The organism is Marinobacter sp. KMM 10035 (genome assembly GCF_046537445.1).
In the GTDB taxonomy this organism is placed as follows: Bacteria; Pseudomonadota; Gammaproteobacteria; order Pseudomonadales; family Oleiphilaceae; genus Marinobacter; species Marinobacter sediminicola.
The window spans coordinates 766585-790457 of sequence record NZ_JBBVMG010000001.1; the positions used below are offsets into that span (position 1 = coordinate 766585).

Annotated in this window: 24 protein-coding genes; 17 read left to right on the plus strand and 7 right to left on the minus strand. The window is 55.1% G+C overall.

Going from position 1 to position 23873, the window contains the following annotated elements; genetic code table 11:
* The first annotated feature begins 222 nt into the window (after nucleotides 1-222).
* From gshB to AADB16_RS03385, 8 genes are all read left to right on the plus strand, one after another.
* Nucleotides 223-1176, plus strand: a complete 954-nt coding sequence (gene gshB / locus AADB16_RS03350) for a glutathione synthase (RefSeq protein WP_410801379.1) — start codon at nucleotides 223-225, stop codon at nucleotides 1174-1176.
* A gap of 39 nt (nucleotides 1177-1215) precedes the next feature.
* Nucleotides 1216-2082 (plus strand): energy transducer TonB, encoded by an 867-nt coding sequence (locus AADB16_RS03355; protein WP_309045484.1) that lies wholly within the window; start codon nucleotides 1216-1218, stop codon nucleotides 2080-2082.
* On the plus strand, nucleotides 2079-2645 hold the full coding sequence (locus AADB16_RS03360) for a YqgE/AlgH family protein (RefSeq protein ID WP_309045483.1): 567 nt from the start codon (nucleotides 2079-2081) through the stop codon (nucleotides 2643-2645). The genes AADB16_RS03355 and AADB16_RS03360 overlap by 4 nt, the downstream gene beginning before the upstream one ends.
* On the plus strand, nucleotides 2638-3069 hold the full coding sequence (gene ruvX, locus AADB16_RS03365; RefSeq protein WP_309045482.1) for a Holliday junction resolvase RuvX: 432 nt from the start codon (nucleotides 2638-2640) through the stop codon (nucleotides 3067-3069). The genes AADB16_RS03360 and ruvX overlap by 8 nt, the downstream gene beginning before the upstream one ends.
* A 15-nt stretch (nucleotides 3070-3084) precedes the next feature.
* Entirely contained in the window at nucleotides 3085-3594 is a 510-nt protein-coding gene (gene pyrR / locus AADB16_RS03370; RefSeq protein ID WP_309045481.1) for a bifunctional pyr operon transcriptional regulator/uracil phosphoribosyltransferase PyrR, read from the plus strand.
* A gap of 27 nt (nucleotides 3595-3621) precedes the next feature.
* Nucleotides 3622-4644 carry an aspartate carbamoyltransferase catalytic subunit gene (locus AADB16_RS03375; protein WP_410801381.1) on the plus strand — a complete coding sequence of 341 codons (1023 nt, stop codon included), beginning with the start codon at nucleotides 3622-3624 and terminating at the stop codon, nucleotides 4642-4644.
* Nucleotides 4641-5942, plus strand: a complete 1302-nt coding sequence (locus tag AADB16_RS03380) for a dihydroorotase (protein WP_410801382.1) — start codon at nucleotides 4641-4643, stop codon at nucleotides 5940-5942. The genes AADB16_RS03375 and AADB16_RS03380 overlap by 4 nt, the downstream gene beginning before the upstream one ends.
* Before the next feature lie 219 nt (nucleotides 5943-6161).
* Nucleotides 6162-7199 (plus strand): putative solute-binding protein, encoded by a 1038-nt coding sequence (locus AADB16_RS03385; RefSeq protein ID WP_410801384.1) that lies wholly within the window; start codon nucleotides 6162-6164, stop codon nucleotides 7197-7199.
* A gap of 77 nt (nucleotides 7200-7276) precedes the next feature.
* Here AADB16_RS03385 and AADB16_RS03390 read toward each other — a convergent pair whose 3' ends face one another.
* Nucleotides 7277-7555 (minus strand): HU family DNA-binding protein, encoded by a 279-nt coding sequence (locus AADB16_RS03390; RefSeq protein WP_410801386.1) that lies wholly within the window; start codon nucleotides 7553-7555, stop codon nucleotides 7277-7279.
* 232 nt (nucleotides 7556-7787) lie between these two features.
* On the opposite strand from AADB16_RS03390, the gene AADB16_RS03395 reads away from it, so the two are divergent.
* The gene (locus AADB16_RS03395) at nucleotides 7788-8897 is read left to right on the plus strand and encodes a hypothetical protein (RefSeq protein WP_410801388.1); all 1110 of its coding nucleotides are present in this window, start codon (nucleotides 7788-7790) and stop codon (nucleotides 8895-8897) included.
* 27 nt (nucleotides 8898-8924) lie between these two features.
* Nucleotides 8925-10988 (plus strand): TRAP transporter large permease subunit, encoded by a 2064-nt coding sequence (locus AADB16_RS03400; protein ID WP_410801390.1) that lies wholly within the window; start codon nucleotides 8925-8927, stop codon nucleotides 10986-10988.
* A 99-nt stretch (nucleotides 10989-11087) separates the two neighbouring features.
* Here the strand turns inward: AADB16_RS03400 and AADB16_RS03405 are convergent, their stop codons facing one another.
* The 5 genes from AADB16_RS03405 to mutM all read right to left on the minus strand — a co-directional run bounded on the left by AADB16_RS03405 (nucleotide 11088) and on the right by mutM (nucleotide 15779).
* Nucleotides 11088-12620 carry a phosphoenolpyruvate carboxykinase gene (locus tag AADB16_RS03405; protein ID WP_309045475.1) on the minus strand — a complete coding sequence of 511 codons (1533 nt, stop codon included), beginning with the start codon at nucleotides 12618-12620 and terminating at the stop codon, nucleotides 11088-11090.
* A 175-nt stretch (nucleotides 12621-12795) separates the two neighbouring features.
* On the minus strand, nucleotides 12796-13650 hold the full coding sequence (gene hslO, locus AADB16_RS03410) for an Hsp33 family molecular chaperone HslO (RefSeq protein WP_309045474.1): 855 nt from the start codon (nucleotides 13648-13650) through the stop codon (nucleotides 12796-12798).
* 58 nt (nucleotides 13651-13708) lie between these two features.
* Nucleotides 13709-14116 (minus strand): ribosome-associated heat shock protein Hsp15, encoded by a 408-nt coding sequence (gene hslR, locus AADB16_RS03415; RefSeq protein ID WP_410801392.1) that lies wholly within the window; start codon nucleotides 14114-14116, stop codon nucleotides 13709-13711.
* Nucleotides 14117-14157: 41 nt separating this feature from the next.
* Nucleotides 14158-14865, minus strand: a complete 708-nt coding sequence (gene yrfG, locus AADB16_RS03420) for a GMP/IMP nucleotidase (RefSeq protein ID WP_309045472.1) — start codon at nucleotides 14863-14865, stop codon at nucleotides 14158-14160.
* 101 nt (nucleotides 14866-14966) lie between these two features.
* Nucleotides 14967-15779 (minus strand): bifunctional DNA-formamidopyrimidine glycosylase/DNA-(apurinic or apyrimidinic site) lyase, encoded by an 813-nt coding sequence (gene mutM / locus AADB16_RS03425; protein WP_410801394.1) that lies wholly within the window; start codon nucleotides 15777-15779, stop codon nucleotides 14967-14969.
* Nucleotides 15780-15939: 160 nt separating this feature from the next.
* Between mutM and AADB16_RS03430 the strand changes: the two genes are divergently transcribed.
* Nucleotides 15940-17118, plus strand: coding sequence for a fatty acid desaturase (locus AADB16_RS03430; protein WP_410801396.1), 1179 nt, complete (start codon nucleotides 15940-15942; stop codon nucleotides 17116-17118).
* Here the strand turns inward: AADB16_RS03430 and rsmD are convergent.
* On the minus strand, nucleotides 17094-17741 hold the full coding sequence (gene rsmD, locus AADB16_RS03435; protein WP_410801398.1) for a 16S rRNA (guanine(966)-N(2))-methyltransferase RsmD: 648 nt from the start codon (nucleotides 17739-17741) through the stop codon (nucleotides 17094-17096). The two genes, AADB16_RS03430 and rsmD, sit on opposite strands and share 25 nt — an antisense overlap.
* A gap of 159 nt (nucleotides 17742-17900) precedes the next feature.
* On the opposite strand from rsmD, the gene ftsY reads away from it, so the two are divergent.
* The 6 genes from ftsY (at nucleotide 17901) to hyi (ending at nucleotide 23825) form a co-directional block, all read left to right on the plus strand.
* Entirely contained in the window at nucleotides 17901-19106 is a 1206-nt protein-coding gene (gene ftsY, locus AADB16_RS03440) for a signal recognition particle-docking protein FtsY (protein ID WP_410801399.1), read from the plus strand.
* A 39-nt stretch (nucleotides 19107-19145) separates the two neighbouring features.
* Entirely contained in the window at nucleotides 19146-19835 is a 690-nt protein-coding gene (gene ftsE / locus AADB16_RS03445) for a cell division ATP-binding protein FtsE (RefSeq protein WP_309045467.1), read from the plus strand.
* Nucleotides 19825-20838, plus strand: coding sequence for a permease-like cell division protein FtsX (gene ftsX, locus AADB16_RS03450; protein WP_309045466.1), 1014 nt, complete (start codon nucleotides 19825-19827; stop codon nucleotides 20836-20838). Before ftsE ends, ftsX begins: the two co-directional genes overlap by 11 nt.
* 196 nt (nucleotides 20839-21034) lie before the next feature.
* Complete coding sequence (gene rpoH, locus AADB16_RS03455) at nucleotides 21035-21898, plus strand: RNA polymerase sigma factor RpoH (protein ID WP_298452034.1); 864 nt, start codon at nucleotides 21035-21037, stop codon at nucleotides 21896-21898.
* Nucleotides 21899-22134: 236 nt separating this feature from the next.
* The gene (locus AADB16_RS03460; RefSeq protein ID WP_410801400.1) at nucleotides 22135-23046 is read left to right on the plus strand and encodes an NAD(P)-dependent oxidoreductase; all 912 of its coding nucleotides are present in this window, start codon (nucleotides 22135-22137) and stop codon (nucleotides 23044-23046) included.
* Between the two features lie 5 nt (nucleotides 23047-23051).
* The gene (gene hyi / locus AADB16_RS03465) at nucleotides 23052-23825 is read left to right on the plus strand and encodes a hydroxypyruvate isomerase (RefSeq protein WP_410801402.1); all 774 of its coding nucleotides are present in this window, start codon (nucleotides 23052-23054) and stop codon (nucleotides 23823-23825) included.
* Nucleotides 23826-23873 lie beyond the last annotated feature (48 nt).

The following is a 23873-nucleotide window of genomic DNA, read 5'->3' on the forward strand; positions in this document are numbered from 1 at the left end:
TAAACCCTGTTCATTTATAGATTATCAGTGGCCTGATAAAAAGTATTACTTTGTGTCCAAATGTACTTTTGCCTGCAACATCACGTAATTTACCCAGGATTTCTCCGGATGCATTCAAGGCTCGGGTACAATACCATCTGATTTCTCAGCATAGCACTTATTACCCGGTTTACTCTGCATACCGGTTCGTGTTTTTCACCCCTCAGGAGCGCCAGAGACACTATGACCGTTCGACTTGGAATTGTGATGGATCCCATCGAGGATATCCATTTCAAAAAAGACAGTTCATTGGCGATGTTGCTGGCTGCGCAAAACCGCGGCTGGGAAATCGAATACATGGAGCTACCTGACCTTTATCTGGATGGTGGCAAGGCCATGGCCCAAATGCGCAGCCTGACGGTGCGCAAGGATCCCGAAGACTGGTTCAGCTATGGCCCTGCGCGGGATCTGCCCCTGGGGGATCTTGATGTGATCCTGATGCGCAAAGATCCGCCGGTCGATGATGAATTCCTGATGGCTACCTATATTCTTGGGTCCGCCGAGCAACAAGGCGCGCTGGTGGTTAATCCGGCTGCCACCTTGCGGGACTGCAATGAGAAGCTGTTTGCTACACAGTTTGAAGATCTTACGCCGCCTCTGCTGGTCAGCCGGTCGTCGAAGCGTTTCCGGGAATTTTATGCGCAGCACGGCGACATTATTATGAAGCCGGTGAACGGTATGGGTGGCCATTCCATTTTCCGCATTAAGGAAAACGACTTTAACCTGGGTGTGATTATTGAAACCCTGACCAATTATGGTGCGCGCCAGGCTATGGCCCAGAAGTTCATTCCTGAAATCAGCAACGGCGATAAGCGCATTCTGATGATTGAAGGTGAGGCGGTGCCATACTCCCTTGCACGAATTCCATCGCAAGGTGAAAATCGCGGAAATCTTGCGGCCGGTGGTCGGGGCGAGGGTCGTGAGCTAACGGACCGTGACCGTGAGATCTGTGCGCGGGTGGCGCCGGTAATCAAAGAAAAAGGTTTGATGTTTGTAGGCCTGGATGTGATCGGTGATTACCTTACCGAAATCAACGTCACCAGCCCCACCTGCATCCGGGAGCTGGATGACACCTTCGGGACAGATATTGGCGGAATGTTGATTGATGCCATTGCGAAGCGTCTTAACCGGGGCTGACGTGAGTATTATGGGTCAACTACGGGAACGGGTTTAGTCATGGCGGTGCAGGTAAGCGATTTTGACAGGTTTTCCTTCACGCTGTTTATGGCGCTGGTGGTGCATGCAGTTGTGGTGTTGGGAATTACCTTTGCCCCGGAGTCTCCGCGCTCTTCTGCCCAGACAATGGAAATCACCCTGTCGCAGTTTGATGATGAGCAGGCGCCGGAAAAGGCAGATTTTTTGGCGCAGACCAACCAGCAGGGCAGTGGCACGGAAGATGAGCCCAGGGAGATGACCTCGCCGCAACCTGCGGAAATCAGCCAGCCGGAAGTGGCTCAGGTGCAGCCGGAACCCCTGGCCCAGGTGGAGCCTGTTCGCCGACAGGAGCGCGCGGTAGTGCAAACGGAGGGGCGATCGACTCAGCAGGTTCAGCAGCCTGAGCAGCGCGCTGAGCCAGAAGACGAGCCGTTGCCGGTTAAAGAAAAGAAAAGCCTGATGGAGCGTAGTCTGGAGATTGCCAGTCTGGAAGCCCGCTTTGATGCCCAGCAGCAGGCCTATGCCCGCAAACCCAGAGTGATGCGGGTGACCGCAGCTTCTACTCTGAAGTCCAGCAACGCATGGTACGTGCAGAACTGGGTAAGCAAGGTTACGCGGGTTGGCAATATCAACTATCCCACCGAAGCCCGGCGCGCCGGCGTTTATGGCACCCTGCGAATGCTGGTATCCATGCAGAAAGATGGCACAATCAAGGAAGTGGCTATTCTGCAATCGTCGGGCAGTACACTGTTGGATGATGCAGCCATTCGTATCGTCAGGATGGCCGCGCCCTTCGCGCCTTTTCCTGACGATATGCGAAAAGACGTGGATGAACTGGAAATCATACGCACCTGGTCTTTCCAGCAAAGGGGGCTGACATCTGGATGACGGCATCTAAGCATTCTCCTCACAGCTTGCGACATCACTTTCTGGTGGCATCGCCCTATCTTGCGGATCCTCGCTTTCACGGCGCTGTTATCTACCTTTGCGAGCACTCCAGTGACGGCGCCTTGGGGTTGATGGTCAACCAGCCTCTGGATATTCATTTGGGGGAGATTCTCGAACAGCTTGATCTTCAGGGTGGCGAGCTTGATTTGCCTGTGTTCAGCGGGGGGCCGGTGGAGCAAGAGCGAGGATTCGTGCTGCACTCCCCCGGAGCAGACTGGCAGAGTACCGCCAAGGTCGCCGACGACGTGATGCTGACAACCTCCCGCGATATACTGGCCGGCATTGGACTCAACGAAGGTCCGGAAGAGTTTTTGATGGCTCTCGGTTACTCAGGATGGGGCGAAGGACAACTGGAGGAGGAGTTGGGCAGCAATTCCTGGCTAACCTGCCCTGCCACCACCGATATTCTGTTCAGGACACCGTGGGCTGACCGCTATAAGGCTGTTCTTGCCCTGATAGGGATAGATATTAATCAGCTCAGTGAGACGGTGGGGCATGCCTGAACGCGGACAGCGCAGTGTGATGGCATTCGATTTTGGTCTCCGCCGTATTGGCGTGGCTATGGGGCAGGAGATGATCGGTACAGGCCAGCCCCTGACCATGATCCCTGCCGACAACGGAACCCCGGATTGGGCTCAGCTCGAAAAGCTGTTGGTGGAGTGGCAGCCGGATCTGGTGCTGGTGGGCCTGCCCCTGAACATGGATGGCAGCGAAAATGACATGTGTGGCCGCGCCCGAAAGTTTGGTAAACGCCTGCACGGGCGCTTCCATGTTCCGATAGAAATGGTCGATGAACGCCTGACCAGTTACGAAGCGAAAGGTCAGGTAATGGCTGCCGGTGGTAGTCGGGATTATGGTCGTCACGGTGTAGACGATCGCGCAGCGGTGCTGATACTGGAAACCTGGTGTCGGCTGCAAACAGAATAATAAAGTGAGGATTTAATGAGCGCATTGCTTGATGTAGACCAGCTTCTGGACAAGTTGGAGGCGGGGCTGCGTAATCTGCTTGAAGAGCGAGGTATCAAGTCGCCAGTACTCATTGGCATCCGTACCGGCGGCGTATGGGTGGCCGATATCATTGGCAAGCGCCTGGGAATCGAAGAGCCGTTCGGTGAGCTGGATATTTCATTCTACCGGGATGACTTCAGCCGGATTGGGCTGAATCCCAAGGTCACACCCTCAAGCCTGCCGTTTGATACCGAAGATCGGGATATTATATTGATCGACGACGTTATTATGAGTGGCCGCACAATACGTGCGGCGATGAATGAACTGTTCGATTATGGCCGCCCAGCCAGTATCATACTCGCCACGCTGATTGATCTCGGTGCCCGTGAACTGCCCATCCAGCCCGATGTGGCCGGGCAATCGCTGACGCTGGATGCGACCCAGCGCATAAAACTTCGAGGCCCGGATCCACTCCGGATAGAAATTCAAGCAGCCGAACAGTAAACCCCCGAACCCGATAGCAGGCACTCCATGACCGCAAACGCAGCTTCCCCCAACCACTTGCAGCTCACCCGGGATGGCCAGTTGCGGCATTTTCTGACTCTGGACGGGCTGAACAGGGAGCTGCTGACCGATATTCTGGATACGGCAGATTCTTTTATCGAAGTGGGTGAGCGAAGCATCAAAAAAGTGCCTCTTCTGCGAGGCCGAACTGTGGTCAACCTGTTCTTTGAGGCTAGCACCCGCACTCGTAGTACCTTTGAGCTTGCTGCCAAACGGCTTTCTGCCGACGTACTCAACCTCGACATAAACACCTCCGCAACGTCCAAGGGCGAGTCGCTTTCAGACACGCTTCTCAACCTTGAGGCCATGGCCAGCGATATGTTTGTTGTGCGCCATGCCCAAAGCGGAGCGCCGCACTTTATTGCTGAAAGTGTGACTCCCGGCGTCGCCATCATCAACGCTGGCGACGGTCGCCACGCACACCCAACCCAAGCCATGCTCGATATGCTGACCATTCGTCAGCACAAAGGCCGTTTTGAGGGTCTTAAAGTGGCCATAGTGGGTGACATTCTGCACTCGCGGGTAGCGCGCTCCCAAATCCGTGCGCTGAACGAGCTGGGCGCCGAGCAGATACGGGTTATTGCCCCTGGAACCCTGTTGCCAAAAGATGTGGAAAGCCTCGGCTGCAAAGTGGAATACGACATGGCCAAGGGCATGAAGGATCTGGACGTGGTGATCATGCTGCGCCTTCAGAAAGAACGAATGGAAGGCGCTTTGCTGCCCAGCGAGCGTGAGTTTTACCGGCTCTACGGCTTGAGTCAGGAGAAGCTGGCGATGGCGCATCCCGAGTGCATTGTCATGCACCCAGGCCCGATTAATCGTGGCGTCGAAATTGAATCCTCGGTGGCGGATGGCCCGCAGTCGGTCATTCTTAACCAGGTTACCAATGGAATCGCCATCCGCATGGCTGTTATGTCCATGGCTATGGGTGGGCAGATGGCTGAACGACAGCAGAAACTGAACGAAATGAATGAGAGAGGCCTGGCATGAGCGGAAACGACCAACTCTCCGGTGCCAGCCTGAAAATTACTGGCGGCCGACTGCTGGATGGCCATGGCGGTGAAACACCAAATTCTGCCCTGTTGATCCGGAACGGGCGCATTGCGGCCATTGGCGAAGCGGCCGAAAAAGCCGACGCAGACCAATTATTTGATGCCAAAGGCTGCGTGATTTCACCGGGCTTTGTTGATCTGTACTGCAACCTGCGTGAGCCGGGCAATGGCCAGAAAGGCAACATGGTGTCCGAGACCCGTGCCGCGGCACGGGGCGGCTTCACCACCGTATACGTGTCTCCCGAAACGTCCCCGGTTAACGACTCCCGGGCCGTGACTCACCTGATTCGGGATGGCGCTTATGTCAGCTCGCCGATTCGGGTGTTGCCTGTGGGCGCTCTGACCCGTGGGCTTGATGGGGAAATGCTCAGCGATATGTCGGGCCTGACCGCCGCTGGCTGTATTGCGGTGGGTAACGGTTCCCGCGGTGTGCGCAATGCCCGGGTGCTGCGCCGCTGCATGGCCTATGCCCAGACTTTTGGTTTGATTGTGATGTTGCGCCCGGAGAATCAGTCCCTGGCCGCAGATGGCTACGCCCATGATGGTCTGGTGTCAGCTCGTTTGGGCTTGCTGGGTATTCCGGAAGTGGCTGAAACCGCATCCGTAATGGAAATGCTTTTATTGGCTGAAGAAACCGGCGTAAGGCTGCACTTGAGCCAGCTCTCATGCGGCCGCAGCGTTGAAATGGTTGCCGACGCACGCCGCCGGGGTATTGCCGTCACCGCTGATGTAGCCATGCATCAGCTTGTGTTTACGGAAGAGGCGCTGTCGAGCTTTGATAGCCGTTTCCATTTGCGCCCGCCGCTGCGTTCAGAAGCGGACCGAAAAGCGCTGGTTGCCGGCGTTCGCGAAGGCGTAATTGATGCCATCGTCAGTCAGCATCTGCCCCATGAAAGCGCTGCCAAGCAGGCGCCGCTGCCAGACACTGAGCCTGGTCTTTCCAGCATAGAAAGTCTGCTCTCCCTCGGGCTTGAACTGGTGCAGCGAGGTGAGTTAACCCTTACCGAGCTGATTCGTGGACTTACCTCGGGTCCGGCCTCGGTGGCCGGGCTCAATGCTACGATTGGCCAGGATGATGTAGCGGATCTGTGTGTATTTGATCCTGATGCGCATTGGACTCCGAGCAAGCAGACCCTGATTTCGGCCGGTCACCACGCGCCCGTGCTCGATCGGCCGTTGCCGGGCGTTGTTCGGTTTACGCTGGTAGAAGGGCGAGAGGCCTGGCGTAGCGCCTGAAGTCTCTGGATGGGTATGAAAAGAGTGCCCGGGTTTGCGCCAATCTTTGTCGACGCCATCACATAATCCAAAATGTTGCTTAAAAACCCTTGAGAAGGGGCGCCTGTGCCAACGTATTCTTATGCCTTTCGGCATAATGTCGACTTCAATAAAATGCGCAGCGTGTCAGTTCAGATAGCAAGCACTGCTGCCGGACAATAATGATTCAGGAGTCATCCCGTGACGTCAGTATTCTTCCCGCAAAAGGTGGCCTTGGCGGCTGCCCTGTGTGCCAGCTTTTTGCTCCCCTCAGTGGGTAATGCCCAAACCAGCCCGAAAGCAGCCGATGAAATCATTGAGCGAAGCTTTTGTGTATTTGATCCGGTTGGCGCCAACGGCCCACTTTTCACCATTACCAAAACCTTTCAGCCTATTGCTCTTCAGAACGGTATCAAGCTGAACCTGAGTGCTTACACCGACGAGAAAGTTGCTGCAGAAGATTTCAAGGCTGGTCAGTGTGATGCAGTGTTCCTTACCGGAACCCGCGCACGTGAGTTCAACAAATTCACTGGCAGCCTGGAGGCCATGGGTGCTGTGCCGGGCCAAGAAGAAATGCGCTTGTTGTACAACACGCTCAGTCAGCCCAACGCGCGCCCATTGCTGATAGATGGCCCCTATGAAGTGGCGGGAGTGTTCCCGGCTGGTGCGATTTACCTCCACACCCGTGATCGCAGCATTGATTCCGTAGAGAAACTTCAGGGCAAGCGTGTTGCAACGCTGGATTTCGATCAGGCGTCGGTTCGCATGGTTCGTCATGTGGGTGCGTCTGTTGTTGGCTCCAACTCCGCCAACTTTGCCGGCAAGTTCAATAATGGCAGTGTTGATATTGCATACGCCCCTGCTGTGGCATATCAGCCACTGGAATTGTACAAGGGCGTTGAGCCAAACGGCGGCGTGCTTAAGTACGCACTGGCCTATATGAACTTCCAGATTATCCTCCACCGCGATCGCTTCCCTGATAGCGCGGGCCAGATGGTGCGTGACGAGGCCGTCAAGCGCATGGGTGAGGCCTATGACATCATTTCCCAGGCAGAAGCCGAAATGCCGGAAAGTGTATGGATGACCTTGCCAAGGGAGGTGACAGCTGAGTACGACAAAATGCTGCGAAAAGTACGTTTGTCACTGGTCGACGATGGTGTGTACGACGAGCGTGCAATCAAGCTGATGAAGGCTATTCGGTGTCGTGTGGACGCCACACGTTCCGAGTGTGCTTCCTGATTTAACGTGCAACCTGAAACAGACCCGCATGATGAAATGCTGGCGGGTCGTTTCAGCTTTGGCAGTCGATATGGTTCTCAGTTTGAGCGAAGCGCATCTTTGAATGCTTTACCTGCTTTGAAACCAACGGTTTTGCTGGCAGGAATACGGATTGTTGCTCCAGTTTGAGGGTTTCTGCCATCCCGTGCCTCACGGGTGCGGATATTAAAGGTGCCAAATCCCGTAAGGGTGGTGTCTTCTCCGCGAGCAGCCGCCGCCGAGATCTGGTCTGTAATAGTGGTAACCACTTCGCCGGCTTTTTCTCGAGTGAGGCCAGTGCGTTCGGCGATAGCTGCAGCAAGTTCAGGTTTGCGCATCGGGAATTCCTTTTTGTTTTTATCTAACGGAGTCACAACTCAACGAGAGTGCGGCTGCCTGAATCTATAGCGGCTTGCGGCATTTTGTGCAAACCCGAGGGGCCATAAAATCTGTGTACATAGGCGTCATTTGCGGTGCCGGTCTCAAAATGAGTGGGCGCTGTGGGCCATAATGCCCGGCTAACGGCGCGTTCAGAATAATAATTTAAAACGTTAAGAAGGTTTAAAAACCATGAAGCAAACCGGGATTCCATTAGCAGCACCCTCCAACCCGAATCATTCCCGCTCGCTATCTGTCGGGCAGTCAATTCGGCATTCGTTCGCCCGCTGCAAGGGCATTGTTGTTGCATTGAGTCTCGGTACACTGCTGTCAGGCTGTGGCGTGATTAACAACATGATGTACAAAACCACTGGCGATGTAATGCAGGGCTTTTCCAGGGAGCACACGATTCCCTACTTGATGGAAAGCGGCGATCTAGCCATGGGTTGCGCCATGAGTGAGGCCACTGCTCCTCTACTGATGTCCTTCGGCCGAGTGACCGATGAGCCCGACCAACTGGCGGTAATGCTTTATCTCTCAGCGGGTGGCTGCGCAGAAGATCAAGGCCGTGAGCATGAACTGGCCGCACTGGCAGCCATGTACGAAAGAAAAGGCAATGCCGCGGAAGACGCTATGATTCGCCAGAAACGGGCCTACACTCTGGCATCCAAACGCTACTTCAAGGCGTGGCAGCATCACAACACCTATTACGGAGAACCCGGGACCGGTGAGTGCCCGGACTTTGACGACGATCTTGATGAGTTTATTTACCTTGCCGGGCTGTTGTCCGGCTTGCAGGCACTTAATGCTGAGATCCAGTCAACGTCTTCTATTGGTGTTCCCAAGAACATTGGGTCAATTGTAGCCAGAGCGTCCAGCTGTCTTGAGAATGATAAGTGGTGGGGTGCGCCAATGGCGCTGAAAGCAACGGTATGGGCCATGATACCGGGCGCACAGCCGGAAGGTGAAGATGCCTTCGAGCGGCTTGCCATAGCAGACCGCAAGGGTGAAGAGGCGGGTGTACGCCTCAGCCACGTTTTCCACGCAATTTCTGCCACCAACAAGGGTGACGAGGCAATGGTGAAGTCCGTGGTACGTCGGCACGCTGAGTCCCTCAAAGAGCAGCCTGCAAATGAAGAGTGGGCCTTCGTGGATGCCATGGCGACCAATATCATCGTCTCAATCTCCGACCGCCTTTGGGTAGAGAACACCGGCCACCGCACCCCCTTGGGCCAGCTTGGCACCTTCTGGGATGACCAGCAGAAAGAAGTTGAAACCATGAGCCTGGATGGCCTGCTGTAACCTGTTAATGTTCCAGAGTGTAGAGTTATGACCAAGGGTAGTTTTCGTCGGAGTGGTCTGGAGTGGTTTTCATCACTACCTGCCTGTCTGCTTTTGTTGTCTGTGGTGCTTTTTTCCACAAGCAGCGATATCCATAACCAGATGCTGCGCGGTGGTGAGCAGCTCTGGAGTGGCTATTACAAACTGCGGATGGACCCGGTTGCGCCAACCTGTAACGCGGATCGGGATATTGATGCGGCAGTGGCGCAAGAGCTTGCTCAAAAGCCAGCCGACGACGACCCCATGGCAATGTTGCTGGGCGCCCAGGAGAAAAACCCTGCGGACGTCCGGCTTGCGATTGAGCGCTCCGTTGCCGATTGCAAAGCTGCCTACCAAAGCTATGACAGTCTGCAGGATAAGCTTACCCCTGGCGTGAAGGCCTACCGGGCAGTGGAGCTGTTTGTTGCTGATTTGATTGCCTTTGGCCTTGAGTCGCAACGCTACATTCTGGTTTTGCTAGTGATGATGTGTGCTGCCACAGCTACACTTACGCGCCACCACATAGCCATGCGGGCTATGGAAACCCGTTTGGACTATACGGTTTCTCTGACGCTCCAAACGATTGCTAACGCTATGTTGCTGGGGTCCAGCCTGATTTTCCGCCAGTCCAGTTTGGGTACAGAAACGGCGGTTTCATCCGACGATCTGCTGCTCCATAACTTTTGGGTCGCAGGATTTGCGTGCCTTACCTTGGCCAGCCTTTACCGACTGGTTCGCGTGCCGGCAGGTCTGGCTCCCGGCGGGCAACCGAACAAAGCATTCCTGGCGGTGCCGCTTTATACGGTGATGTGTCTGATTTCGGGAAGCTACTTTGCGCTGATTGGACACACCTCAGGCATCGGTATCTATCTCGGCAAGATGGTCGAGCTAGCGGACATGTTCCTTAATGTGGGGTTGTATGTTTGGGTTGGCATGATGCTCAAACAAACGCGCCTGGCTACGCTGGTATTCAACTTGTTTCGGCCCTGGCGTATGCCTCCGGAAATGCTGGCGGTGGTTGCTGTTCTTGTCGCCGCTGTTCCTACTGCTTATACCGGTGCATCGGGGATTTTTGTTATTGCTGCGGGCGCGGTTATATACAGTGAGTTGCGAGCGGCCGGTGCCCGTAGGCAACTGGCTCTGGCAGCTACAGCCATGTCGGGCTCTCTGGGGGTTGTGTTGCGCCCCTGCCTGTTGGTTGTTGTGATTGCTTACCTGAACCGGGAAGTGACCACAGACGACCTGTTCGGCTGGGGTATCTGGGTGTTTGTGCTGACCGCTGCGATGTTCAGCGCGGTTGCGCTCACCGTAAACCGGCAGAGTAAATTTAACCTGGCACCTGTTTCCGAAGCCTTGCCAGCCACGCTTAAAGCGCTTCGCTCCTTGATTCCTTACGCACTGGTCATCGTGGGTGTTGTTCTGCTCTACCGTTTTGCACTGGATGTGCGTATGGATGAGTTTTCGGCGCCACGGTTGTTGCCGGTCATTATGCTGTCCATTCTGGTATACGAGCACGTAAGCTTCAAAAACAAGAAGGGCAGTGCGACGGGTGAGATCAACCACCAGGGGCTGGAGCGCAGTGTGCGCGGGGCCACGAATGATACAACGGCGGAAATTGGCGCGTTGCTGCTGTTGTTGGGCCTGTCGGTCAGTATTGGTGGCGTGATCGAGCGTTCTCAGATTATGGAGGCATTCCCTCAGGCGTTCGATAGTGCCTGGTCTGCCATGTTGTTAATGGTTGTGATCCTGGTCATTCTTGGAATGATTATGGATGCCTTTGGTGCGGTCATTCTGGTGACTGCCACCGTAGCGTCCATTGCCTATTCCAGCGGCATTCACCCCATTCACTTCTGGATGGTGACCCTTGTGGCTTTTGAGTTGGGTTACTTGAGCCCGCCGGTGGCGCTTAACCACCTGTTAACACGACAAGTGGTGGGAGAAGCCGAAGTGCTGGCTGCCCAGCAGGAAGGTGGCACCTTCTATCAGCGCCATGAGCGCATCATTATGCCGTTGATTGCTATGGGTATTTCGCTGGTGCTGGTGGCCTTTGTGCCTTTGATGTTCTACGCCTGAATCTAAACCTGAACAACGCAGGATGCAAAATGCTCCAGCCTTGAAACGAAAAAAGCGCCCTGCTTCTCAGTAGGGCGCTTTTTTTTGGGAGGGGCAGGCTTAGAGCTTCGGCCCTGCCTCCACAATGGAATCGGAAACATCAAATTTCTTGAAGTTTTCGACGAACTGACCAATCAGTTCCGCTGCCTTCTTGTCGTAGGCATCTGTACTGGCCCAAGTGTTGCGCGGGTTCAGTAATGCAGAGTCAACGCCGGGTACCTGCTTGGGTACGCTCAGGTTGAGGGTCGGCAGGTGCTCAGTTTCGACATTGTCCAGCTCGCCATTCTGAATACCGCTGATGATCGCGCGGGTGGTCGGTATGCTGAAACGTGTTCCTTCACCATAGGCACCGCCAGTCCAGCCAGTATTCACCAGGAAAACCTTGCTGCCGTACTCATCCATACGCTTCATCAGAAGCTCAGCGTACACGCCTGCCGGACGCGGGAAGAACGGAGCGCCAAAGCAGGTAGAGAAGGTGGATTTCAGTGCGGACGATGAGCCCATTTCGGTGGAGCCAACCAGTGCTGTATAGCCACTCAGGAAGTGATAAGCAGCACCTTCACGGCTCAGAATGGACACAGGTGGCAGTACGCCAGTCATGTCGCAGGTCAGGAACACGATGTGAGTCGGCTCACCGGCACGGTTTTCGAGTACGCGCTTTTCAATGTGCTCGAGCGGGTAGGCACACCGGGAGTTTTCAGTCAGGGAAACGTCGGTGTAGTCTGGCTCGCGGGTTTCCGGATCAATTGTTACGTTTTCAACAATAGCGCCGAAGCGGATCGCGTCCCAGATAATAGGCTCGTTCTTCTTGCTCAGATCGATGCACTTGGCATAGCAGCCGCCTTCAATATTGAAGACAGTGCCTGGGCCCCAGCCGTGCTCGTCGTCACCAATCAGGAAGCGGTGCGGGTCGGCAGAAAGGGTGGTTTTACCAGTGCCGGATAGGCCGAAAAACAAGCAGGTTTCGCCATCTTCGCCAACGTTGGCGGAGCAGTGCATTGGTAGCACGTCTTTTTCCGGCAGCAAGAAGTTCTGCACGGAGAACATCGCCTTTTTCATCTCACCGGCGTAGTGCATGCCTGCCAGAAGCACTCTGCGGCGGGCAAAGTTGATGATGACGCAGCCATCGCTGTTGGTGCCATCGCGCTCAGGTACGCATTCAAAATTGGCAGCGTTGAGAATCTGCCATTCCTGCTTGTCTGCCTGGTTGTAGTTTTCCGGGCGAATGAACAGGTTGCGGCCGAACAGGTTTTGCCAGGCGGTCTCGGTGGTCATTTTCACCGGAAGGTAGTGCTCAGGGTCGGAACCTACGTGCACCAGGGAAACAAAGCTGTCTTTTTCAGCAATGTAGGCCTCTACGCGTTCCCACAGGGCGTCGAATTTATCGGCGTCGAACGGGCGGTTGATCGGCCCCCAGTGGATGTCGTCAGAGGTACTTGGCTCTTCGACGATGTAACGATCCATGGGGGATCGACCGGTGCGATGACCAGTTTCTACGACCAGCGAACCGTTGGATGCCAGCTGGCCTTCATTACGCGCCAGTGCCTGTTCTACCAGTCGTGCTGTACTCAGATCATTATAAGTGTTGCTCACTTCGACCTCGCCCTCGGGATGTCTTAGTGACTGCTCAGGCCGTCTGCCCGGAAATTGACGGAATTCTGAACAATCGGATCAATTCAGGCGCGCTATTATGCCAGAGGCGCCGATAAAAAACGACTACGCCGGAAGTCGCGTTATTGCTGGCTTCCGGGTGATTTCGCAACCACGCCTAGTGTAGCGTATGGCCGGAAAAAAGCTGATCAATATCATTCCTGTCGAAGCGGTAGTGCGCATGGCAGAACTGGCAGTCCATATCTATGGTTCCCTGTTCGTCCAGTATGCTGTAACACTCGTCTTTGCCAATGGCTTCAAGGGCTACAAGGGTTCTGTCTTTGGAGCAGCTGCACTGGAATGCCACGGCTTCGGCGTCAAAGAGCCGCACTGTTTCTTCGTTAAAGAGGCGGTGGAGCAGGGCTTCGCTGTCCAGCTCCAATAATTCGTCAGCTTTAACCGTGCGCGCAAGATGGTTGACGCGCTCCCAGAGTTCGTCGTCCTCTTGCGTAGCGCCAGGCATGCGTTGAAGCATCAAGCCCGCGGCCCCACGGTCGCTGGAAAACAGGAACAAACTGGTGGGTATTTGTTCCGAGCGTTCAAAGTACTCTTCCAGGCATCCTGCAAGGCTGTCACGTTCACGGGGTACAACCCCCTGGTAGCGGTTACCCTGCTGCGGAGTGATGGTTATGGCCATGCGGCCATCACCCAGGAGGTTGTGGAAACTGTCCTCGCTTACCGCATGCTCATCAAATCGCGCCAGACCGCGAATTTTACGGTCATGACTGCACTCAGCCATTAACGTTCGCAGCGGGCCTTCGCCCTGTGCTTGAATCGACAAGGTGCCCTCAAATTTCAGGCTGCTACTCATAACAATGCTGGCTACAAGTGCTTCGCCCAGAAGGCCTCGAACGGATTCGGGGTAGGGTGCCTGGCCGGTGATTTCACGGAAGCTCTCGTCAAGCTGCACCCAGGCTCCGCGCACCTGGCTGTGTTCAAATATAAAACGCTGGAACTGGTCGCGGGATGCCATGCTGGTTCTCCTGGAAGCTGGATGCTTGAATCGGTAGGTGACAACAGAACTGACTGGCTCAGATGCTGTTCTGGTCACGGAATCGTTGAATGTCGCGGCGATCTTTCTTGGAAGGGCGCCTGGCCGGCGGCAACTGTGCTGCCTGCATGGTTTTGCGTTGCCACGAGAGGTCTTCCCGCTTTTTCACGCTGTCTTCGGTTTCGTGGTAAAGCTTTTGGGCTTCGGGTGCACCGCGCCTGCGCTCGCTCACTTCGTCGACAATGACCACTTTTTCCAGATAGCCAAGGCGCAGGGTAAGCGTGGCGCCGGGTTCAACCAGTCGGCCGGGCTTGCAGCGTTGACTGTTGTAGTGGACTTTGCCGCCTTCTACTGCTTCTTTTGCGAGAGCGCGTGTTTTGTAAAAGCGCGCAGCCCAGAGCCATTTGTCGAGTCTTACCTTTTGATCGTCCGAAGCGGATGCCGCCATATCTCCTCACCTGATGGGCGTATATCTGGATTATAGCGCCCTCAGTCACCAGATGGCAGAGCGCTTTTCTGATGAGGGGGTCGTTGTTGATGGATGGCAGTCAGAACTTCATCAAAGTGGTGCACGCAAGGTATTTCGGGATGGCTTTCACTGGCTGCCCGTTTGCTATCCGGGGCCAGAATTCCCAGGCATTGGGCAATTCCGGCGGACCGGGCGCTTTCGAGTACCGGGAAGCTGTCATCCACCATCAGTGTGGAGGCAGCCCGATAGGGCGCGAGTTGTTGCAAATCTCGCCAAAAAGCGGTGTCTTCCTTGGGCTTGCCTAACTGATGGCTGGAAACAATGCCATCCACATAGCGGTCGAGGCCTGTGCGTTGCAGTTTCAACTCCAAAGGATCGGGGTGGCAGTTGGTTACGATGACGGATTGCAGGCCAGCCTTCTTGAGAGATTGAAGAAAGTCCGCCACATGTGGGCGGTAGCCGATGCGATCACCGAGCTCGGATTTGAGCCCGGTGATGTCAAGGGCAAGCTGCTCGCTCCAGTAATCGGTGCAATAGAAGTTGAGCGTGCCTTTCTGGGCCATGATCATGCTGATGATTTTGTCTCTGGCTTTCTCGGGGTGCATGCCGTTAGTCTCAGCGTAACGCCGGGGCAGGTGTTCCAGCCAGAAATGATTGTCGAAGTGCAGATCAAGCAGTGTTCCGTCCATATCCAGGAATACGGTTTCGAGGGACGTCCAGTTGATCATATGCAAAGCCAGCCTTAAATGTTTTCCTCAGGCTGCCGTAGATCCCGGTTTGAGGCAAGCCGGGATATTACGGATGTTGGGCACAGGTCTGCGGCCCAGAGCTACCGCTGGCATCCTGTGCAGTACACGGTAGATCGCCCGTTCATGCGGATTTCCTTCAGCGGTGTTTCGCAGTTCGGGCAGGGCTCTCCGGCGCGGCCATAAACCAGTAATGATTGAGCGAAATAGCCTGGCTTGCCATCGCTGTTCACGAAATCTCGCAGAGTGGTGCCGCCCATCAGGATCGCGGCGCTGAGGATTTCCCGGATAGCTTCAACAAGGCGCTCGTAGCGATCGAGACTGATGCGCCCAGCCTTGCGTTTGGGGTGAATGCCCGCGTGGAACAGTGCTTCATTGGCGTATATGTTGCCGACGCCGACCACCACATGGCTGTCCATGATGAAGGATTTAACCGGGGTGTTTCTAGCGCGGGATAACTGGAACAGCATTCGGCCATTAAACTCTGGCGACAATGGTTCTGGCCCAAGGTTGGCTATCAGCGGGTGCGCCACTGCCGTGTCGGCCCACAACCAGCAGCCAAAGCGACGGGGGTCATTAAATCGCAGAATAACGCCGGAACGCAGCACAAGGTCAATGTGATCGTGTTTCTCTGCCGGTGCGCCATCGGTGATGATGCGAAGACTGCCAGACATTCCGAGATGAACGATCGCTGTGCCATGGTCGAGGTTAAGAAACAGGTATTTCGCTCGCCGCTCCACAGTGCGGATAACCTGGCCGTCCATTTGCGCGGCAATATCGCCGGGCACGGGCCAGCGCAGACGGCCATTTCGTACTTTGATCTGGTCAATGGTTTGACCTTCGCAGTGGGGTGCGATGCCGCGCCTTGTGGTTTCAACTTCGGGTAATTCGGGCATTCAACCAGTCTCCGGTCAAATTTTGAGGTGCAATGTAGTGCAAATGTGAACGGTAGCAAACTTGCCTTTAAAGCTTGTTGTTTTAGCTAACACCTGTACGCTAAACTGCTCCTGACAGGCGCCTGAAAGGTCGCTTCTGGTTTTGATTTGAGGATTAATTATGTGGTTTAACGGTCTCCTTGACCTGTCGGTGATGCAGTTGATTCTGGTTGTTCTGGGCATGACCCACGTCACGATTATCAGTGTAACGCTTTATTTGCATCGCCATTCGGCCCACAACTCGCTTGATCTGCATCCTGCACTGAAGCATTTTTTCCGCTTCTGGTTGTGGTTGACCACAGCGCAGAATACCAAAGAATGGACTGCGATCCATCGTAAGCATCACGCCAAGTGTGAAACCGCTGAAGATCCACATAGTCCGGTGGTACTTGGTATAAAGAAGGTGTTGTTTGAAGGCGCAGAGCTGTATGCCTCAGCAGCGACCGCAGAGAATCTTGAGCGCTATGGTCAGCGAACGCCGGATGATTGGGTAGAGCGCAATATATACAGTCGCCACAGGGCGCTGGGCATTATTCTGATGGCGGCCATTAACCTGGCGCTTTTCGGTGTTAACGGCATCTGGATTTGGGCTGTGCAAATGGTCTGGATACCCTTCTGGGCTGCGGGCGTGGTGAACGGAATCGGTCACTGGATGGGCTACCGGAATTTTGAGTGCGCTGATAACGCGCGCAACATTTCTCCTCTGGGAATTCTGATCGGTGGTGAAGAGTTGCACAATAATCATCACACTTACCCGAATTCTTCCAAGCTCTCACGCCGCTGGTACGAAGTGGATATTGGTTGGGGTTACATTCGCCTGTTCCAGGCGTTTGGTCTTGCTAAGCCCAAAGGCTACCGGCCAATTGCCCATTACGTTCCGGGCAAGCAGGATGTGGATGTAGAAACCGTGCAGGCTATTGCCAACAATCGTTTTGACATCATGCGCCAGTACCGTAAACGTGTGACAGAGCCAGTTTTACGTCAGCAAAAGAGCCTGATGGATGATGAAATCCGGCCCAGGTATCGTAAGCTCAAGCAGCTTCTGTCGCGGGAGGTAACGCTGATAAAACCGCGTGATAAAGAGACGCTGGAGTCGGTTCTCGAAAGCAACGCCGTGTTGCGTCAGATTTATGAAATGAGCAACGAGTTACAGGCACTCTGGCGCCAGCGCGGTCTTAAGCCGCAGGATAAACTGCAGGCGCTGATGGAATGGTGCAAAGATGCTGAGGCCAGCGGCATCCGCTATCTGGAAGAGTTTGCCGCCCATTTGCGGGCTTATTCGCTGCGCCCGGCGGCTTGAGCCACCCGATATAAGCAGTAAGTGACCTGACCTGCGGTTTTTTGCCGGTGCAGTTGCCAGTTGGCGGGTGCAGCCGGTGAAGGCAGGTCACTTTCATGTTCAACGTACACCCAGCCCCCAGGTTTCACCCAGCCCTGAGAATCCAGTAGTGGAATCAGCGTCGTCAGCCAGCCTTGGTGGAACGGCGGGTCCATGAACACAATGTCGAACGGCTGCCGATTGCGCTCGCCCAGGTAGGTGCTCACATCGTCACATACTGCAGTCCCGGATTCGGTGCCCAGCAGCCTCAGATTGCCTCGCAGCGCGGTTGCTAAAGCGGCGTTGTTATCAATCAGCGTGGCCTGGGCTGCACCCCTGGAAAGTGCTTCGAGTCCCAAGGCGCCGGAGCCGGCAAACAAATCCAGACAATCACTTCCCGCGATGTGAAATGATAGCCAGTTAAACAGGGTTTCCCGGGTGCGTGCGGGTGTTGGGCGAACCCCTCCGGCATCCGGGAAGCGTAATTTTCGGCTGCGCCAGTCGCCCCCGATAATGCGCAGCTCGCCCCCGGCACCCTTGCTCTTGGTGGCTCCTTTGGAGGGCTTGTTTGAAAAGCGCGGGCCTGAGGAATTTCTGCGGGTCATATGGTTGGCTCCGGAAGCGGGCTGCAATATTTGTGGCTGGCGTATATTAGCGGAAATCGTGCCTTTCATGATAATCCACAGCGGTCTCACTTCGCTGGGACAGTCTGCTAGAATATGCGCTTTATTTGTCCCGCCCAATCAGACTGATGGTATGACTTTATGATGGCAGAGTGGATTTCGGTCGGCCTACTGGCCCTTCTTGTATGTGTGTTTTTTCTGGACATCGCCAGCAATCGTCGCCGTGTGCCGCGGCCGAAACCCGTGCCCCAGCGCAAGCCCGAGGCGGTCAAAGGCCCTGAGCCGGAAAAGCCGGTTGAGAAGAAGGCTCCTGATGCTGCCCCTGAACCCCTGTCAGAAGAAACCGAGGTGGTACCTGCGGCTGTTGAGCCTGAGTTGGTGCCAGAGCCTATCCCAGAGAAGGTTCCTGAGCCGGAAGCTGCACCACAACTCAGTGTTTTTGAGCGCATCAAGCAAGGCTTGGGTAAAACCCGTGCAAGCCTGACTGGCGGCATGGCCGACCTGTTTTCGGTTGGCAAGAAGATTGATGAAGACCTGCTGGAAGAAATCGAAACCACACTGCTGATGGCGGATGTGGGCGTGACGGCCACCTCTGAAATTATTGAATCCCTTACGGACAAGCTCCAGCGTAACCAGCTTAAAGATGGCGAAGCGTTGCGCAAGGCGTTGCGTGATGAGTTGCATGGCCTGCTAAAAGACGTCACCAAACCGTTGACGATTGATGCAGGAACCAAGCCCTATGTGATCCTGATGGTCGGCGTGAATGGCGTAGGCAAGACCACCACCATTGGCAAACTCACTAAAAAGCTCCAGAGAGAAGGCAAGTCAGTGATGCTGGCGGCTGGTGATACCTTCCGTGCGGCCGCCGTTGAGCAGTTGCAGGTTTGGGGTGAGCGCAACAACGTTCCAGTGGTTGCTCAGCACACGGGTGCCGACAGTGCATCTGTTATTTTTGACGCGATCCAGTCGGGCCAATCACGGGGAGTGGATGTGGTGATCGCCGATACTGCAGGTCGATTGCAGAACAAAGATAACCTGATGGGTGAGTTGGAAAAGGTTGTCCGGGTTATGAAAAAGCTGGATGACACAGCACCCCACGAAGTCATGCTGGTGTTGGACGCTGGTACGGGGCAGAACGCCTTGAGTCAGGCGCAAGTGTTCCAGAAAGCGGTTGGCGTGAGTGGCATTACCCTAACGAAACTGGACGGCACGGCCAAAGGCGGTATCGTGTTCGCCATTGCCCGCCAGTTGCAGCTCCCTATCCGTTTTATCGGGGTTGGTGAGCAGGTTGATGACCTGCGCAGCTTCGATGCTGAAACCTTTGTGGACGCACTGTTTGCAGACTAGTTTGCTAAACAACCCGGATTTTTGGAGCAGTAGCCCGTTATGATTGAATTCCGCCAGGTTACCAAGCGGTATGACAGTGACCATACGGCGTTGCGGCAGGTGAATTTTCACCTGGATCGCGGTGAGTTGGCGTTTCTGACCGGACATTCAGGTGCGGGCAAAAGCACCCTGCTGAAACTGCTTATGGTTATGGAGCGCCCCACTGCCGGTGAAGTGGTGGTTGGTGGCCAAGTGCTTAACCGCCTCCCAAGAAGGCAGATTCCCTACATACGCCGGCACATCGGTGTGGTCTTTCAGAATCACCAGTTACTTTTTGACCGCACAGTGTTTGATAACGTGGCTATGCCCCTGGAAGTTATGGGCGCCTCTCCCCGCGATGTGGGCCGGCGTGTACGTGCAGCGCTGGATAAAGTGGGATTGCTCAGCAAGGAAAAAATGAACCCCCTGCAGTTATCGGGTGGTGAGCAGCAGCGCGTGGGTATCGCCCGGGCTGTGGTGAATAAGCCACCGCTCCTGCTGGCAGATGAGCCTACAGGTAACCTGGACCCTGAGCTGTCCGCAGACATCATGAATCTGTTTGCCCAATTCAGTCAGGTAGGTGTAACGGTGCTGATCGCCAGTCACGATCTTGCCCTGATAAATGAAATGGATAGGCGCACTCTGACTCTCGATCACGGCAACCTGATTGCGGGCGGTACCCCGCTACAAGGAGGTTTCCGTGGCCGTTGATCCTTCAACCAAACCCCGTAAACCGGATGTTGCCAGGGGCGCCAAAACCTCCCGCTCACCCTGGCGCGAGCAGGCGGAATCGTACTTCATTCATCATCGAAAAGTGGCCCGTGACAGTGCTTCGCGCCTCTGGCAAACCCCAGTGGCCAGCTTGATGACCTGGACGGTCATGGGCGTTGCCTTGGCGTTACCCGTTGCGCTCCTGCTTTTGTTGACCAGCCTTCAGGGGGTGAGCGCGGGTTGGGAGAGTGGTGCCCGGGTGACCGCTTATATGAGCCTGGACGCCAGTCTTGAGCAGACCCGCAAACTGGCCAAAGAAATTGGCGCAGATGGTCGTGTAGATGAGATTGAATTGATTGACCGTGATCGCGCACTGGCAGAATTTCGTGCATCGTCGGGGCTTGATGATGCGCTGGATTATCTGGAAGAAAACCCCTTGCCTCATACGCTGTTGATCACGCCTGAGGAGAGTGCGAGGACGGCAGATGGCGTAGCAAGCCTGCTGTTGTTTATTGAAAGCATGGAAGGTGTTGAGCGGGTTCAGGTCGATCTGGGCTGGTTGCAACGGCTCAATGCCATGACAGATCTGCTGGCGCGGGCCGTGTGGGCGCTGGCAATACTGCTGGCGGCAGCGGTGGTGCTGGTGATCGGCAATACGGTAAGGCTGTCCATTGAAAGTCGCCGCGATGAGATCCTGGTGGCTAAGCTTGTCGGGGGAACGGATGGCTTTGTGCGCAGACCCTTCCTCTACACGGGTGCATGGTTTGGTCTGGGCGGTGGTGTTGTTGCCTGGATACTGCTGCAACTCTCTCTTTGGTGGCTTAGTGGCCCCATTGAGCGCCTTGCTGGTTTATACAGTAGCGACTTCTCGCTGAGCGGCCTGAGTTTTGATGGTGCGTTTGCATTGATTATTGCAGCGATGCTGCTAGGCTGGCTGGGCGCCTGGATAGCGGTAAAGCGCCATCTGGACGATATTGAGCCAGGTGAAATTGCTGGCGGTTAGTGATCCGGATTGCGGTAAAAGCGTATTGAATACGGATCGGTTCCGGGGTAGTTTCTAAGTTAGCGAAAGTCAGGGCGAATTCTCCATTTTGTTGATTTAAAACGTTTTACTGGAGAGATTCGGGAACTTTTAAGGTTCTTGGCGGTCCAATCTTTATTCGCTATATTATGCGACCGTCAGGTTCGGAGGTTAAAGCATGGGTACGAGTTTACAGCTTATTGAAAGACTGGTTCCGGGCGCCAATCTCGAGGCATACATTCAGGCCGCGAGCCGCATTCCGGTGCTGACCGTGGATGAAGAGCGAGAGCTGGCCGAGCGCCTTCACTACGATGAAGACGTAGATGCAGCCCGCCAGATGGTTCTGTCGCACCTGCGCTTCGTTATTCACATTGCCCGCAGCTATTCCGGTTATGGTTTGGCGCAGGCTGATCTGATTCAGGAAGGCAACGTCGGCCTTATGAAGGCCGTCAAACGTTTCAACCCGGAGTACGGCGTTCGGCTTGTGTCCTTTGCCGTGCACTGGATCAAGGCTGAAATTCACGAGTTCATTCTGCGCAACTGGCGTATTGTGAAAGTGGCGACGACCAAGTCCCAGCGTAAGCTGTTTTTCAACTTGCGCAGCCAGAAGAAGAAGCTGGCTTGGCTAAGCCATGACGAGCTGCACGCGGTGGCAGACGACTTGGGTGTTGAGCCAAGGGTTGTGCGGGAAATGGAAGGTCGACTGGCCTCCCACGACACAGCCTTTGATGGCCCGATGGACGATGATGACGACAGTGCATACAAGGCGCCGGCGTATTATCTGGAAGACCATCGTAGCGATCCTGCCGTTCAGCTCGAAAAAGCGGATTGGACGGAGGATTCCAACGGTCGTCTGATGGAAGCTCTGGAAATGCTTGATGAACGCAGTCAGGATATTCTGCGGGAGCGCTGGTTGTCCGAGAGCAAGGCAACGCTACATCAGTTGGCAGACAAGTACGGTATTTCAGCTGAGCGTATTCGCCAGTTAGAGAAGAATGCCATGAAGAAAATCCGTACGCAGATGACTGAAGAAGCTGCCTGACCAGGCTGTTGATCTGAAAGTACTTTGAAAACGCCACCACCGGTTCCGGTTGGTGGCGTTTTTGTTTGTGTTCTTTGTGACTTATAGTTTGGTGCACGAAGTAATTGGGCAGGCCCTTCCAAAACACGCTGTGAATACATCCCTGTACGCTCGGCTCCGCCATCCATGGCTCCGCACGGTTTTGGAAGGGCCTGCCCAATTGCTTCTTCCCGATACTTGAAACCGAGACCTCTAAAATGACTGAGAAACTCCCCCGTATCGCATTTCTTGGCATCGGCCTCATGGGTACTCCCATGACCCGTAATCTGCTGGATGCAGGTTTCCCCATGACTTTATGGAATCGTACAGCCAGCAAGTGTGAGTCGTTTACCAGTGAGGCAAGGGTAGCTGAGAGCCCCGCTGATGCAGTGCGAACTGCCGATGTAGTGATCACTATGCTGGAAAACAGCGATGTGGTTGAGCAGGTGTTGGTTGCCAGTGGCGCCATGGCAGCTTTAAAGCCGGGTGCCCTGGTGATTGATATGAGTTCCATTCAGCCATCGGTCGCTCGTCGGCATGCTGCGCTTGCGATGGAGCAGAGCGCTGGCTATGTGGATGCGCCGGTTTCTGGTGGCACGCTGGGTGCTCAGGAAGCGCGGTTAAGTATTATGGCGGGCGGCTCAGAGGAAGATGTTTCCAGAGCTTTGCCCGTGTTTGAGGTGCTGGGTAAGTGCACGAGAATCGGGCCGGCTGGAGCCGGGCAGCTTGCCAAATTGGCTAATCAGGCGATTGTTGGAATTACTATTGGCGCGGTGTCTGAAGCTTTGTTGCTGGCTGCCCAGGGCGGGGCTGATCCGGCCGCGGTGCGGGAGGCACTGATGGGCGGCTTTGCTGGTAGCCGGATTCTGGAATTGCACGGTCAGCGTATGATCGATCGGGATTTTGCGCCCGGTGCGCCGGCACGGATACAGCTGAAGGACATGCGGATGATTCTGGACGAGGCTCGGGCAGAAGGATTAACGCTACCGCTGGCACAACAAGTGCACAACGAATACCTCTCGTTGGTCGCTAATGGCCACAGTGATGCAGACCACAGCGGCCTGCTGCTGGAGTTGGAGCATATTAACCGCACCCGTCTTGGTGCTGCCGGCTCAGGTTCGAAGGAGTAACTGCCATGCCGCGTTTTGCTGCAAACCTTTCGATGTTGTTTACAGAAGTGCCGTTTACCGAGCGTTTTGCCAAAGCGGCGGAGGCCGGGTTTGCGGGTGTGGAGTATCTCTTCCCCTATGAGTGGCCGAAAGAGGAGCTGAGTAAAGCGCTGCAAGATAATGGTTTGACTCAGGTTTTGTTCAATCTACCCCCGGGCGACTGGGCTGCAGGTGAGCGCGGTATTGCTTGCTTGCCAGACAGGGTCGATGAGTTCCGCGCCGGGGTGGACCAGGCCATCGAGTATGCCCTGGCGCTGGGGTGTAAGCAGCTGAACTGTCTGGCTGGGTTGAAGCCGGTGGAGCTGGATGACGGTACGGCCTGGCAAACGCTGGTGGCGAATGTGGCCTGGGCAGCGGATAAGCTGGAGGGCGAGGGTATTACGCTGTGCGTTGAGGCCATAAATTCACGGGTCGATATGCCCCGTTTCTTTCTTGATACGTCCGCCAGAGTCATGGCGCTGATTGAGGAAGTGGATGGCGATAACCTGCGCCTGCAATATGACATCTACCACATGCAAATCATGCAGGGTGACCTGGTGCGATCCATGGAGTGTTTGCTGCCGTGGATCGGGCACATCCAGTTTGCCGATAATCCGGGGCGACATGAGCCGGGAACCGGTGAGATTAACTTTTCGAATGTTTTTTCTGCCATCGATAAAATGGATTATGACGGCTGGGTAAGTGCAGAGTACCTGCCCTCCGGGGCTACGGCAGATAGCTTGCACTGGTTGCGGTCATAGAACCGACCGTCGCCATTGGCGACACCCTCTTACAAGATCGTAACTGGC